Source organism: Buchnera aphidicola (Panaphis juglandis) (genome assembly GCF_964059065.1).
GTDB classification, from domain to species: domain Bacteria; phylum Pseudomonadota; class Gammaproteobacteria; order Enterobacterales; family Enterobacteriaceae; genus Buchnera_L; species Buchnera_L aphidicola_AM.
The window spans coordinates 291,939-304,909 of the sequence record NZ_OZ060378.1 but is presented as its reverse complement, the minus strand read 5'-3'; the positions used below and the strand labels follow the sequence as shown (position 1 = coordinate 304,909).

At 23.2% G+C, this 12,971-nt stretch carries 15 protein-coding genes, 1 tRNA gene and 1 pseudogene; 8 read left to right on the top strand and 9 right to left on the bottom strand.

The annotated features are described in order from the left end of the window. Positions 1-13: 13 nt before the first annotated feature. The 5 genes from trmD to AB4W46_RS01410 form a co-directional block, all read right to left on the bottom strand. Positions 14-718, bottom strand: a complete 705-nt coding sequence (gene trmD, locus AB4W46_RS01430) for a tRNA (guanosine(37)-N1)-methyltransferase TrmD (RefSeq protein ID WP_367678386.1) — start codon at positions 716-718, stop codon at positions 14-16. Positions 719-751: 33 nt separating this feature from the next. Then, positions 752-1,252, bottom strand: coding sequence for a ribosome maturation factor RimM (rimM, locus tag AB4W46_RS01425; RefSeq protein ID WP_367678385.1), 501 nt, complete (start codon positions 1,250-1,252; stop codon positions 752-754). Between the two features lie 19 nt (positions 1,253-1,271). Then, on the bottom strand, positions 1,272-1,532 hold the full coding sequence (gene rpsP, locus AB4W46_RS01420) for a 30S ribosomal protein S16 (RefSeq protein ID WP_367678384.1): 261 nt from the start codon (positions 1,530-1,532) through the stop codon (positions 1,272-1,274). A 75-nt stretch (positions 1,533-1,607) separates the two neighbouring features. Then, the gene (locus tag AB4W46_RS01415; protein ID WP_367678383.1) at positions 1,608-2,960 is read right to left on the bottom strand and encodes a signal recognition particle protein; all 1,353 of its coding nucleotides are present in this window, start codon (positions 2,958-2,960) and stop codon (positions 1,608-1,610) included. 82 nt (positions 2,961-3,042) lie between these two features. Further along, entirely contained in the window at positions 3,043-4,179 is a 1,137-nt protein-coding gene (locus AB4W46_RS01410; RefSeq protein WP_367678382.1) for a prephenate dehydratase domain-containing protein, read from the bottom strand. A 188-nt stretch (positions 4,180-4,367) separates the two neighbouring features. Between AB4W46_RS01410 and rplM the strand changes: the two genes are divergently transcribed. Continuing rightward, positions 4,368-4,796, top strand: a complete 429-nt coding sequence (gene rplM, locus AB4W46_RS01405) for a 50S ribosomal protein L13 (RefSeq protein WP_367678381.1) — start codon at positions 4,368-4,370, stop codon at positions 4,794-4,796. Positions 4,797-4,815: 19 nt separating this feature from the next. Continuing rightward, complete coding sequence (gene rpsI, locus AB4W46_RS01400; protein ID WP_367678380.1) at positions 4,816-5,208, top strand: 30S ribosomal protein S9; 393 nt, start codon at positions 4,816-4,818, stop codon at positions 5,206-5,208. Positions 5,209-5,299: 91 nt separating this feature from the next. Here the strand turns inward: rpsI and cgtA are convergent, their stop codons facing one another. From cgtA to AB4W46_RS01380, 4 genes are all read right to left on the bottom strand, one after another. Beyond that, positions 5,300-6,316, bottom strand: coding sequence for an Obg family GTPase CgtA (gene cgtA, locus AB4W46_RS01395; RefSeq protein WP_367678379.1), 1,017 nt, complete (start codon positions 6,314-6,316; stop codon positions 5,300-5,302). 125 nt (positions 6,317-6,441) lie between these two features. Beyond that, positions 6,442-6,705 carry a 50S ribosomal protein L27 gene (rpmA, locus tag AB4W46_RS01390; protein WP_367678378.1) on the bottom strand — a complete coding sequence of 88 codons (264 nt, stop codon included), beginning with the start codon at positions 6,703-6,705 and terminating at the stop codon, positions 6,442-6,444. A 16-nt stretch (positions 6,706-6,721) separates the two neighbouring features. Next, positions 6,722-7,042 carry a 50S ribosomal protein L21 gene (rplU, locus tag AB4W46_RS01385; protein WP_367678377.1) on the bottom strand — a complete coding sequence of 107 codons (321 nt, stop codon included), beginning with the start codon at positions 7,040-7,042 and terminating at the stop codon, positions 6,722-6,724. A 136-nt stretch (positions 7,043-7,178) separates the two neighbouring features. After that, positions 7,179-7,445, bottom strand: a complete 267-nt coding sequence (locus AB4W46_RS01380) for a BolA/IbaG family iron-sulfur metabolism protein (RefSeq protein WP_367678376.1) — start codon at positions 7,443-7,445, stop codon at positions 7,179-7,181. A gap of 198 nt (positions 7,446-7,643) precedes the next feature. Between AB4W46_RS01380 and greA the strand changes: the two genes are divergently transcribed. The 6 genes and pseudogenes from greA to nusA all read left to right on the top strand — a co-directional run. Beyond that, on the top strand, positions 7,644-8,120 hold the full coding sequence (gene greA, locus AB4W46_RS01375) for a transcription elongation factor GreA (protein WP_367678375.1): 477 nt from the start codon (positions 7,644-7,646) through the stop codon (positions 8,118-8,120). Positions 8,121-8,271: 151 nt separating this feature from the next. Beyond that, complete coding sequence (locus AB4W46_RS01370; RefSeq protein ID WP_367678374.1) at positions 8,272-8,898, top strand: RlmE family RNA methyltransferase; 627 nt, start codon at positions 8,272-8,274, stop codon at positions 8,896-8,898. Positions 8,899-8,947: 49 nt separating this feature from the next. Continuing rightward, a complete protein-coding gene (gene ftsH, locus AB4W46_RS01365) occupies positions 8,948-10,771 on the top strand; it encodes an ATP-dependent zinc metalloprotease FtsH (RefSeq protein ID WP_367678699.1) in 1,824 nt (607 codons plus the stop codon). A 257-nt stretch (positions 10,772-11,028) separates the two neighbouring features. Further along, positions 11,029-11,256, top strand: a complete 228-nt coding sequence (locus tag AB4W46_RS01360; RefSeq protein ID WP_367678373.1) for a hypothetical protein — start codon at positions 11,029-11,031, stop codon at positions 11,254-11,256. Positions 11,257-11,330: 74 nt separating this feature from the next. Then, positions 11,331-11,416: transfer RNA gene (locus AB4W46_RS01355), tRNA-Leu, on the top strand. A gap of 234 nt (positions 11,417-11,650) precedes the next feature. Then, positions 11,651-12,847: pseudogene (gene nusA / locus AB4W46_RS01350) on the top strand (transcription termination factor NusA); the annotation flags it as partial. Positions 12,848-12,971 lie beyond the last annotated feature (124 nt).

Here is a 12,971-nt window from a genome sequence, read left to right as displayed (position 1 = left end):
TTTTTTATATTTTTTATTTTTTTTTTTTATTAGATAGTATTGATTTATTTAATAAATCTGGTCTTTTTAATAATGTGTTTTTTATAGATTGCTGTATTTTCCATTTTTTAATATTATTATGATGTCCTGATAATAATATTTTTGGTACAATTTTACCATTTACAATTTGTGGTCTTGTGTAATTTGGATATTTTAATAATCCTTGAAAAAATGAATCTTCTTGAATGGATTTGATATTGAGTAATCCTGGTTGTAGTCTCGAAATAGCATCAATGATAATCATAGCTGGTAATTCACCTCCAGAAACAATATAATCACCAATTGACCATTCTTCGTCAACATAATGCTCTATAATTCTTTCATCAATTCCTTCATATCTACCACATATAAAAATAATATTAGTATTAATAGAAATAGATTGAATTTTTTTTTGGTCTATTTTTTTACCTTGTGGAGATAAATAAATGATTACTGTATCATTTGGTGCAATTTTTTTTGCTTCTATTATTGCACGATGTAATGGTTTTACCATTATTAACATTCCTGGACCACCCCCATATGGTCGATCATCTACTTTTTTTCTAGGGTTTTTTGAAAAATCTCTTAAATTCCATATTTTTAATGAAATAATTTTTTTTTCGATTGCTTTTTTAGTAACTCCATATTTTGTAATTGCATTAAACATTTCAGGAAATATACTAATAATTCCGATCCACATACTAATCCTTTATACAATATTATAGAATATATGTTATAAATTTTCTGTTTTAATATAAATAGTTTTTATATCAAGTTTAATTTTATTAATGAATATTTTTTCAATGAATGGTATCAATAATGTTTTTTTTTTTTTTTTTATAACTAAAATATCATTATGAATAGATCTGATAATATTTTCTACAGTTCCAAAATATTTTTTTTTCATATCAAAAACTTTACAAGTGATAATATCTTTCCAATAGTATTCATGATTATTAGTACTTTTAATACTTTCACTACTAATAATAATAATTTTGTTAGTGATTTTTTGTGCTTGATTTCGATTATTGATGTTTTTAATTTTAACAATAATATTTTTGCAATTTACTTTATATTTTTCAATTTCTAATTTTATATATTGATTATTTTTTTTTAAAAACCATGGAATATATTTTAAAATATTACATTTTTTTTCTGTATATGAATGAATGGTATTCCATCCTAGTATTCCGTAAGCTGAACCAATTTTTCCTATAATTAATGGTTTTTTCATTTTTAATATTTTTATATTATTATTCTTTATTTTTAGATCTTATAATTTTATTAATAATTTTTTTTGTTTTTTTTGTAATTTGTGCTCCATTTTTTATCCAATATAACATGCGATCAGTTTTTAGTATCATATTTTTATTATTGATTTGAGTTTTATTTGGGTAAAAAAATCCGATTTGTTCAATAAATCTACCATTTCTAGGACTTCTACTATTAGCAACGATAATTTTATAAAAATGTTTATTTTTATTACCATGCAATGATAATCTTATTTTTACCATATTCTTTCCTTTAATTTTTATAATTATTGATATAATCATACTATAACACATAATTTCAAATGTATAATGAGTGATTTAGTTTATATTGGTTTTCATCATATTAGGAATAATATTTTTTAAACTTTTTATTGCTGTTTTCATACCAGATTTTTTTATTTTTTTCATTATATTTTTAAACATGTTAAATTGTTTTAATACTTTATTCACATCTTGTATTGTAGTTCCAGAACCTTTAGAAATCCTTTTTTTTCTAGAACTTTTAATAATTTCCGGGTTTTTTTTTTCATATGCAGTCATAGAATTAATTATAGAAATTATTTTAATAATATTATTTTTATTATTTGAATTTTTTATATTTTTGTTTTGATAAATTATTGATTTTGATAGAATATTATTAATACTACTGATATTTTTAATTTTTTTTATTTGTAATTTAAAATCATCTAAATTAAATGTTTTTTTATTAAAAATGTCTTTTTTTTTTTTATTATTATGGTTTTTAGATTCTATACTATTAATTATAGAGAGTATATCATCCATTCCAAGTATTTTAGATGCAATTTGATTTGGATTAAAAATAGAAAATGATGTGATTTTTTCCCCTGTTCCAATAAATTTAATTGGTTTTTTTATAATATAACTAGCTGATAATGCTGACCCTCCTCGAGCATCACTATCAGATTTTGTAAGTATTAAACCTGAGATATTTAAAAATTTTCTGAATTTTTTTGCAACATTAATTGTTTCTTGACCCATCATAGAATCTATTACAAATAATGTTTCAACAGGTTGAATGGTTTTTTGTATATTTTGAATTTGTTTCATCATTTTATCATCAATATGTAATCTTCCTGCAGTATCTAATATTAATACTTCATATGATTTTTTTTTTGCTTCTTGTACAGATTTATTACTTATTAAAATTGGATTACTTAAATTGTGATGCTGAAAAAAACTAATTTTAGCTTGCTTAGCTATATATTCTAATTGTTGTATACCAGCTGGACGATAAATATCAGTCGAAGCTACTAAAACTTTTTTTTTATACTGTGTTGATATGAAATTTCCTAATTTACCTACACTACTTGTTTTACCAGAACCCTGTAAACCAACAACTAATATTATTGATAGTTGATTTTTAGAAAATATCAATTGATGATTTTCAATTGTCATGATATTAATAATAGTTTTTTTAAGAATTTTAATAAATTCCTGATCTGGAGTAAGGTGTTTATTAATGTCATTTCCTAATAGTGATATTTTAATTTTTTGGATAATTTCTTCGACAACTAATAATGATACATCAGCTTCTATTAACGTTCGATGAATTTTTTTAAGAATATTTTTTAGTTTTTTTTCTGTAATCCTTCCATAACCAGAAATATCTTTAATAATGGATGTAAAGTTTTTTGCAATTCTTCTAAACATATCATTTCTCAAAATAGTATAATATTATCAATATTTTCATAATATTAATATTGTAAATTTATTGATATTGATTTTATAAAAATTATATTGATAATGAAGGATAATATCCTAATATTTTTATAGTAATTTTTTTTTTCTGGAGTGTTTCTAATAAGTTTTTGATTTTTTTTGATTTTAGTTGTTCTTTAATTTCTAAGTATATTTTTTCTTTTTTTAAATTATTTCGATATAATTTGGATTTTAATTTTATATTACATATTTTTTTTTTTTTTAACACATAGATAATATCTATTAACATTATTTTAGTAGTTGTTAGAATCATGGTGATGTTTTGAGGTTTATTATGTTTTATATTCATGATTTTATTTGATAAGATAAGAAATTTGGTTTTATTATTATTTTTATTAGATATTTTTTCTTTTAATATTGATAACGAATGCAATTTTGCGTTAATTTGATCACCAATAGCAGCTTCGTTTTTTTTATTACTTTGAGAAATAATTTTCATTGCTTCAGATGTATTTTTAGTATATTGAATTTTGCATTTATTGAGAGTATTAATGAATTTACTACACTGTTTCAGTGGTTGTGAATGACTATAAATAGTTGTAATTTCATTTAAATTAATTTTATATTTTGATAATAAACAATGTTTTATGGATAAATAAAATGATCCAATTATTTTGGATTTTGTTTTAATTAATAAACGGTATGTTGAGTGGATAAAACCAGTGCAATTATTTTCGATAGGGATAATGGCATAATCAGAGTAACATTGTTCAATATCATAAAATATATTTATAAAATTAGTATTTTTTTTAATAATATATTTTTTTTGATATTTTTTAATATATTTCATACATGCTATTTGTGAGTATGAACCTTGGTTTCCAAGATAAGAAAATATTGGAATTATATTTTTTTTTTTTTTATTGAGATTATGTATCATTGATTTTTGAATTTTAACTGAATCATTAATAATAATTTTAAAAATTCTTTTCACATAATTTTCAGAAAAAGATTTTTTTTTTCCAATTTCAATTAATCTATTTATTAGTTCTTGTTCTCTTTTTTTATCTTCTATTGGATATTTATAAATTAATTTTATTTTTGCAATTTTTATGGATATTTTTTTTCTTTTTTCTAACAAATGTAATATAGTATTATCAATATCGTTAATAGAATTTCTTAAGTTTAATAGAGATTTTTTATTTTCCATAGTTTTTTATCTTATTTTTTATTAAAATATATCATAATGATAATTATATAGTGTATTATCTTTATATAAAATTTATATTATTTTCATAGTGAAATATATTATTTTTTAGATGATATTTTATAATTTTTTTATATGATTTATTACATTACATATTTGATATTTTTGATTCATATAATTAAAGGATATGTATGAAAACTTTTATTCCAAATGTGAAAACTATAAAAAATAATTGGTATTATATAGATGCTAAGGATCAAATTTTAGGACGTTTAGCTTCTAGAATATCTCATTATTTAAAAGGTAAACATAAACCTGATTATACTCCTTATATGGATATTGGAGATTTTATTATTGTCTTAAATGCAAAAAAAGTGATTGTTACAGGAAATAAAATCAATAAAAAATTTTATTATCGACACACAGGATATATTGGTGGCATTAAAAAACGTTCTTTTAGTGATTTAATATTAAAAAATCCAGAGAAAGTAATTTATATTGCTGTAAAAGGTATGTTACCTAAAGGACCTTTAGGTCGATCTATGTTGCGTAAATTAAAAATTTTTTCTAATGATATTCATAACCATGAAGCTCAAAATCCACAAATTTTAACTCTTTAATTTAGGATGTATTATTTTTATGATGAATTATCAAAATTATTCCACTGGACGTCGTAAAAGTTCTTCAGCACGCGTATTTTTGAATATCGGATCTGGTAATATTATTATTAATAAAAAAAATTTTTTACATTATTTTCCAAGAGAAACTTCTCGTATGGTAATTTTACAACCTTTAAAACTTACTAATATGATGAGTAAGTTAAATTTTTATATTACAGTTAAAGGTGGTGGTATTTCTGGACAAGCTGGAGCTATTAGACAAGGTATCACTAAAGTATTAATTGCATATGATTCATCTCTTCAAAATATTTTAAGAAAATCTGGATTTGTTACACGAGATTCAAGACAAGTTGAAAGAAAAAAAGTTGGTTTAAAAAAATCAAGAAAAAGACCACAGTTTTCAAAGAGATAGTTTTAATTTATTATTTTATTTTATTGAATCCGGAACATAGTAATATCCGGATTTTATAATATAGTAAATATTTTATAAAAAATTTTATATATTATGAAGAATATATTGTTTTTAAGTATTCAAATAGAGAATAACACAGTTGTTCTGTTCCCATTTTTTCTATTGCTGAAATAAAAAAAATTTTTTTAGTATTTTTAATTTTTTCTTTAATTTTTTTAATTTTTTCATTCATTTCTTTTTTTTTTTTATAATTATCAATTTTATTAAATATTATCCATCTTGGTTTATTATATAAATTATAACTATAGTTTTTTAGTTCTTTTTCAATAATTCTAATATTATTAATAATTGTTTTGGAGTCTGTAAAAAAATCTATTAAGTGTAATAATATATGACATTTTTTTACGTGTTCTAAAAATGTTGTTCCTAAACCTAATCCTTTTGATGCACCTTGAATTAATCCAGGAATATCAGCAATAATAAATTTTTGGTTTTGGTTAATGTATACAGTTCCTAGTGTAGGAATTAAGGTTGTAAATGGATATGATGCTATTTTTGGTTTTGCTGATGATATTGATGAAATTAAAGTTGATTTTCCAGAATTTGGTAATCCAATGATTCCAACATCAGCAATTAATATTAATTGTAATTTTAAAAAACGTGTCTCACCTATTTTACCTAGTGTTCTTTGATATGGTGTTCGATTGATTGATGATTTAAATTTAGTGTTTCCTATACCAGGGTTACCTCCTTTTGCAATAAGGATTTTTTTTTTTTTTGTATTCAAATCTGCAATAATTTCATTTGTCGAAGAATTAATTATTCTGGTTCCAATAGGAACATAAATGTTACAATTTTCTCCATTTTTTCCAGTTTTATTATTTGCTTTTCCATTTTTTCCATTTTTTGCTAAAATATGTTTTTTGAATCTATAATCTACTAAAGTGTTTAAATTAGGGTCTACTTTTATCCAAATACTTCCTCCAAATCCACCATTTCCTCCGTCTGGTCCACCTTTTGGTTCATATTTTTCTCTTCTAAAATGAATACAACCATTGCCTCCATTTCCGGCAGTGACTGTGATGTTGACTGTATCAATGAATTTCATATTATTTATCTCATAAAAATAGTATTTTATATAGAAAATACGATATTGATTTTATTTTTATGTTTAAATATTTTCATTATATTTTATACTTATTTTTATATAATATATTTGTTATTTTAGTTGAATTATGCTGTATCAGAGATGATACTAATATATTTTTTATTTTTTATACCTTTTTTTGAAAATTTTACTTTTCCATTTTTTGTAGCGAAAATTGTATGATCTTTCCCTAATTTAGTATTCATTCCAGAATGAAATTTAGTTCCACGTTGTTTAATAATAATGGATCCTGAAAATACATACTCTCCCCCGAATTTTTTTATTCCTAATCTCTTTGATTTTGAATCTCGACCGTTGCGTGTTGAACCACCAGCTTTTTTTTGTGCCATAATTAACCTTTTTAATTTATAAAATAGAAGTATTAATATTAATAATTTTTATTTCTGTAAAATTTTGTCGGTGTCCTTGTTGTTTCTGATGGTGTTTTCTTCTCTTAAATTTTATGATTTTGATTTTTTTATGTTTTCCATGTTGTATAATATTGCCAGTAATATTTGTGTTTTGGACATGAGGTTGACCAATTTTTATTTTTTCTTTTTCGATAACCATAATAATTTTATAAAAGTTGATATTTTCTCCTGGATTTAAATTAATTTTTTCAATTTTAATATTTTGACCTTTTTTAACTTGATATTGTTTTCCGCCATGTTCAAAAATTGCATACATAGGATATCCTAATTTTTAATCAATTTTAAATATTATAGTAAATATTATAAGTAAAATTCTAGAGTATATTTTATAAAGTTTTTAATCTTTAAATTTGTATTTTGACAAATAAAAATGATTTATATAAAATTGTTTTTTACGTGTCTTTTATTCTTTTTTTTTTTAATTCTGAATATTTCCACTCATCAACAGTAAAAGTATCTATTGTTACAGCGTGAATTTTCTTTTCTACAATATATTTTATAATTGGTTGATATATGGTTTTTTGTTTTTCAATGCTACTCATACCAATGAATATTTCACCAATAGCAATAATATGTATATGATTTTTGTCACCTGTTAAGTAAAGTTTTTTTAATTGAACATGTTTCATGATATGTGATTTTAAATCTATAGTATTCATATTTGAATTTTTATTATTTATGATGAATGGAATTAAGAATAACACAACAGCATAACTAGTATTATTTTATTGATTATTTGTTATTTATACAACATATAAAATTTGGTTTTTATTATTTTTCATTATAAAAATTATATGTATATGTTTTATCCAATTTTTATCAACTAATTATTATATTAAAAATAAGGAATATATTTTATGAATAAAATTCCAATGACAATTCGAGGATCTGAAAAACTTAATACCGAATTAAAACATTTAAAAAATGTTATCCGACCTAAAATTATTCATTCAATTTCAGAAGCGAGAAAACATGGTGATTTAAAGGAAAATGCTGAATATCATGCTGCTAGAGAAGAACAAGCATTTTGTGAAAAAAGAATTCAAGAAATTGAATCAAAATTATATTATGCTCAAATTATCGATATTAAAAATGTAGTTTTTAATGGAAAAGTTGTTTTTGGTTCCACAGTTAGTGTTTTACATATTCAAAAAAATAAAAATTTTGTTTTTTGTATTGTTGGAGATGATGAAGCTGATTTTAAAAATGGTTTAATTTCAGTAAATTCTCCAATTGCAAGAAGTTTAATTGGTAAAAAAATTTTAGATGTTGTAGTAGTTGATACTCCATCTGGAGTTGTAAAATATAAAATATTGAGTATTAAATATATTTAATATCATTATTTATTTCATATTATTAGTAATTCTAATATATTATGTGAATTATGAACAGCAGTTTTTTATTTTATTTTTATATTATATCATTATTATTTATTTTGTTTTTTGTAGATTATTTAATGATATCATACTTTATTAAAGTGGTTATATGAAAAAAAAACGTTCTTTAAGTTCAAAAATTTGGTTGTATGAACACTTTAAAGATCCATATGTTAAAAAATCTCATCGAAATAATTTACGTTCTCGTGCTTGGTTTAAATTGCATAGTATAAACATTAAATATAATTTATTTAAAAAGGGAATGAATGTTATTGATTTAGGTTCTTATCCTGGAAGCTGGTCACAATATGTTATTCAAAGTATTGGTGATACAGGAACAGTAATATCTTGTGATATTAATGTTATGGATGTAATCCCTGGAGTTCATTTTATCCAAGGAGATGTTTTTAGTATAAAATTTATGAATAACTTAATGAAAATCATTAATGATAAAAATATTGATGTAGTGATATCAGATATGTCTCCAAAAATTACTGGTATATCTTGCATAGATATACCTAGTTCTTTTCTTTTATTTCAATCAGCTTTGAAAATTGCTTTAAAAATATTATCACATAACGGTGATTTTTTAGTAAAAGTTTTTCAAGGTGAAGGATGGGAGGAATTATTAAAAATATTATATAAAAATTTTTCCGTTGTAAAAATTTGTAAACCACATGCTTCACGCAGTCGTTCACGTGAAGTTTTTGTTTTAGCTAAATATTTTAAAAAATAATATGTATCCATATCATTAAAATCGTAATTATTGTGATGAGGTGAATATATTGAGTGATATATCTAAAAGATTGTTATTTTGGTTGGTATTATTAATGTTTTTTGTTTTTATTATTATTGGTTGGAATCTTTGTAATCCTGATAGTCGTCATGTTAGTTATACTTATTTTTTGTCTTCATTGAATAAAAATCAAATTAAAAAAGTACATATTAATGGTAATGATATTAGTTTTGTAAAAAAAAACCATAGTAAATACACTACTTATATTCCTATATATGATAATAAATTATTAAATAATCTTTTATCACATCATATTACATTATCTGGAATAGAACCAAGAAAGACTAATATTATGTTATCAATATTTATTTCTTGGTTTCCAACATTACTTTTGATTGGAGTATGGTTTTATTTTATGAAACAAGTAAAAAATAATGTTGGTAGAGGATCACGTTCGTTTGGAAAAAGTAAAACTCGTATTTTTACAGATGATAAAGTCACAGTAACATTTAAAGATGTTGAAGGATGTGATGAAGCTAAAGAAGAAGTTAGTGAACTAGTAGAATATTTAAAAGAACCTGAAAAATTTCAAAAATTGGGAGGAAAAATTCCTAAGGGTGTATTAATGATTGGACCTCCAGGAACGGGGAAAACTCTTTTAGCAAAAGCTGTTGCAGGGGAAGCAAAAGTATCTTTTTTAACATTGTCAGGTTCAGATTTTGTTGAAATGTTTGTTGGGGTTGGAGCATCTCGTGTTCGTGATATTTTTAAACATGCAAGAAAAATTGCTCCTTGTATAATTTTCATTGATGAAATTGATGCTGTGGGACGTCAAAGGGGAAGTATGTTTGGTGGAGGTCATGACGAGAGAGAGCAAACATTAAATCAGATGTTAGTTGAAATGGATGGTTTTGATAGTAATAAAGGAATTATTTTAATTGCAGCAACAAATAGACCTGATATTTTAGATTCTGCATTATTAAGACCTGGTCGTTTTGATCGTCAAGTTGTAGTATCTTTACCGGATTTAAGAGGTAGAGAAAAAATTTTGCAAGTCCATATGAAAAATGTGCCATTAGCTTCTGATGTTGATCCCAGAATAATTGCCAGAGGAACACCTGGTTTTTCTGGTGCAGATTTATCCAATTTGGTGAATGAGTCTGCATTGTGTGCAGCTCGATTAAATCATAAATCAGTTTCTATGTTAGATTTTGAAACAGCCAAGGATAAAATTATAATGGGATCAGAACGTCGATCAATGATTATGACTGAACAACAAAAAGAATTTACTGCATATCATGAATCTGGTCATGTGATTATTGGAAGACTTGTTCCAGAGCATGATCCAGCACATAAAGTAACGATTGTTCCTAGGGGTCGTGCTTTGGGGGTAACATTTTTTTTGCCAGAATCTGATATTATTAGTATTAGTCGTGAAAAATTAGAGAGTCAAATATCTACGTTATATGGTGGTCGGATAGCAGAAGAATTAATTTATGGAATAAACAAAGTTTCTACTGGTTCTATGAATGATATTCAAGTTGCTACAACTTTAGCTAGAAATATGGTAACAAAATGGGGTTTTTCGGAAAAATTAGGACCTTTATTATATACAGAAAATTCTGATGATTCATCTTTTTTTTCTACTACTTTTAATGGATCGAAATATATTTCTGATGATACATCTAGAATTATTGATCAAGAAATGAAAGCTTTAATTGAAAAGAATTATCATCGATCTAAAAAACTTCTTCGTGATAATTTAGATATTCTACATGCTATGAAAGATGCTTTAATGGAATATGAAACTATTGATTCTGTTCAAATTGATGATTTAATGAATCGTAAAACCATTCGGAATTATACACGGTAATTTTTTAATGATATTTTTATTAATGATTGTGTTAATATTTTTTGTATTTTTTGAGAAAATATTATATAGTATATTGATTGTTATTCCTTGTAGGAATGTAGAATTCGTTATAAATTACCTACTATTATTTAAAATAAATACTAATAGTAGGGATATTTTAAATATTTTATATTGAAATGGTGTATTTATTATGATTACACTAAATATAGAATTTTAATATAGTTTTTTAAAAAGATGTTCAAGGAAAAAATTTTTCTATGCATATATTAATTTTAATTGCATTCATTATTGTATCATTATTATTAATTTCTTTAATTATGTTTAATTTATCTAGTGATGATAATTTGAAAAATTTTTATTGTGATAATAGTATATTTAATAGTTTTAATTTTATTAATTACGGTCAATTATTAAATAATATGATTAAAATTTTAGTTTTATTTTTTTTTATTTTAAGTATTGCACTTTGTATTTTTTACAGTTAGTATATTTTTAAAAACAATTAGTGGTATAAAAATTTATGTTATGTGATAATAAATTTTTATATTATGATTCATATGCCGAGATGGTGAAACAGGTATACACGCTATCTTGAGGGGATAGTGCTTATTATATAGCATGTGGGTTCAAATCCCACTCTCGGTATGACGTTTTATTTTTTATTTTATGAAGTTTTTATTTTTTATAGTCTCTTTATTATTATTCATTATAAGAATCATGAAATTTTTATATATTTATAAATTATATTAAAAATTTATTGATCTTATTTAATGAATATCTTGAATTATTTTTAACAAATGTTTCAAAAATACATAATATGAATGTTTATAAAAATATAGAATAGTACATATTAGTACTTAATATTTAGGGATAATTATGATTAACAAAGAGATTGTAACGGCAATACAATTAATTTCTAACGAGAAGTCATTACCATGTGAAAAAATTTTTGAAGCATTAGAGAGTGCAATATCTATTGCAATACGTAAAAAATATATTCAAGATATTGATATTAGAGTAAGTATTGATAGATTACGTGGAAAATTCAATATTTTTCGTAGATGGATGATTGTAAAGCAAGTAATGTATCCTACTAAAGAAATTACTCTTGAAGCTGCTCGTTTTGAAAATAAAAAAGCTCAATTACGAGAATTTGTAGAAGATAAAATACAATTTATGAATTTTAATCGTGTAGCTACACAAATTGCAAAAAAGATTATCATAAAGAAAGTTCGTGAAGCAGAAAAATCTATGATTGTAGATAAATTTTATCAATATAAAGGTCAAATTGTGAAAGGTGTAGTTAGAAAAATTAATGGTGATTGTATTATTTTAAACTTAAATCATTATATTGAAGCAAAATTATATAAAATTGATATGTTACCTAAAGAAAATTTTCGACTCGGTGATCGTGTTCGTGGTATATTATATGAAATTAATTCTAAAAGACCAGGAACAAAATTATTAATTAGTCGATCTCGTGCTGAAATGTTAGTTGAATTATTTAGAATTGAAGTTCCAGAAATTAATGAAAAAACTGTTGAAATAAAAGCTATTGCTAGAGATCCTGGTTTTAGAGCTAAAATTGCTGTTCAAAGTCATGATAAACGTATAGATCCAGTAGGAGCGTGTGTTGGAATGAGAGGAGCAAGAGTCCAGTCTGTTTCAGAAGAAATGAGTGGTGAAAGAATAGATATTATTTTATGGGATAATAATCCAGCTCAATTTGTAATTAATGCTATGGCTCCTGTTCCTGTTATTTCAGTAATTGTCCATAAAAATATTCATACTATAGACATTGCAGTTAAACATAAAAATTTAGCTCAAGCTATCGGTAGAAATGGTCAAAATGTAAGATTAGCAGCTCAATTAAGTGGTTGGGAATTAAATGTTATGACATTAAGTGATTTGCAATTCAAAAATAAGACTGAAATACATAAAATTCGTTCTGTATTTCATAGAAATTTGAATATACCAGAACAAATAATAGATATTTTAATTCATTATGGTTTTTTTTCTTTAAAAGAATTAGCTTGTATTCCATATTTGCAATTATTAAAAATTAACGGTATTAATAGAAAAATGGCGCATATTATACAGGATAAATCTGATAATTATTTATCAAGATTTTTAATATAAAACAATGATTTATACTATAAATAATAAGAATAAACAATATATGATATAAATTACAGTGCTA

Coding starts and splice junctions, on each gene's coding strand:
- trmD (WP_367678386.1), bottom strand. CDS start 718: ATGTGGATCGGAATTATTAGTATATTTCCTGAAATGTTTAATGCAATT.
- rimM (WP_367678385.1), bottom strand. CDS start 1,252: ATGAAAAAACCATTAATTATAGGAAAAATTGGTTCAGCTTACGGAATA.
- rpsP (WP_367678384.1), bottom strand. CDS start 1,532: ATGGTAAAAATAAGATTATCATTGCATGGTAATAAAAATAAACATTTT.
- AB4W46_RS01415 (WP_367678383.1), bottom strand. CDS start 2,960: ATGTTTAGAAGAATTGCAAAAAACTTTACATCCATTATTAAAGATATT.
- AB4W46_RS01410 (WP_367678382.1), bottom strand. CDS start 4,179: ATGGAAAATAAAAAATCTCTATTAAACTTAAGAAATTCTATTAACGAT.
- rplM (WP_367678381.1), top strand. CDS start 4,368: ATGAAAACTTTTATTCCAAATGTGAAAACTATAAAAAATAATTGGTAT.
- rpsI (WP_367678380.1), top strand. CDS start 4,816: ATGATGAATTATCAAAATTATTCCACTGGACGTCGTAAAAGTTCTTCA.
- cgtA (WP_367678379.1), bottom strand. CDS start 6,316: ATGAAATTCATTGATACAGTCAACATCACAGTCACTGCCGGAAATGGA.
- rpmA (WP_367678378.1), bottom strand. CDS start 6,705: ATGGCACAAAAAAAAGCTGGTGGTTCAACACGCAACGGTCGAGATTCA.
- rplU (WP_367678377.1), bottom strand. CDS start 7,042: ATGTATGCAATTTTTGAACATGGCGGAAAACAATATCAAGTTAAAAAA.
- AB4W46_RS01380 (WP_367678376.1), bottom strand. CDS start 7,445: ATGAATACTATAGATTTAAAATCACATATCATGAAACATGTTCAATTA.
- greA (WP_367678375.1), top strand. CDS start 7,644: ATGAATAAAATTCCAATGACAATTCGAGGATCTGAAAAACTTAATACC.
- AB4W46_RS01370 (WP_367678374.1), top strand. CDS start 8,272: ATGAAAAAAAAACGTTCTTTAAGTTCAAAAATTTGGTTGTATGAACAC.
- AB4W46_RS01360 (WP_367678373.1), top strand. CDS start 11,029: ATGCATATATTAATTTTAATTGCATTCATTATTGTATCATTATTATTA.